The organism is Streptomyces otsuchiensis, from assembly GCF_004305975.1.
GTDB classification, from domain to species: domain Bacteria; phylum Actinomycetota; class Actinomycetes; order Streptomycetales; family Streptomycetaceae; genus Streptomyces; species Streptomyces otsuchiensis.
In genome coordinates, this window is sequence record NZ_BHZI01000635.1 from 1 (window position 1) to 329 (window position 329).

1 pseudogene is annotated in these 329 nt (G+C 72.0%); it reads left to right on the forward strand.

Going from position 1 to position 329, the window contains the following annotated elements:
- Positions 1-127: 127 nt before the first annotated feature.
- Positions 128-329: pseudogene (locus tag E0D90_RS26165) on the forward strand (bifunctional riboflavin kinase/FAD synthetase); the annotation flags it as partial.

Sequence of the window (329 nt, forward strand, 5' to 3'; positions counted from 1 at the left end):
GTCAGATGGGCGGCGAAACCGGGGCTCCGGCCCGTGCACCCCGTCCGCTGATCCCGGCCGAAGGCGCCGACCGCCCGGCCGGTACTTTTGACGTGGCAGTGATCCGGGAGACGACGAGGAGACACCGGTGCGGCGCTGGCAGGGTTTGGCGGACATCCCGGGCGACTGGGGGCGCAGTGTCGTCACCATCGGTTCCTACGACGGCGTGCACCGAGGTCACCGGCTGAGCATCGGACGGACGGTGGCGCGCGCTCGTGAGCTGGGCCTGCCCGCCGTCGTCGTCACCTTCGAGCCGCACCCGATGGAGGTCGTTCGCCCCGGCACCCACC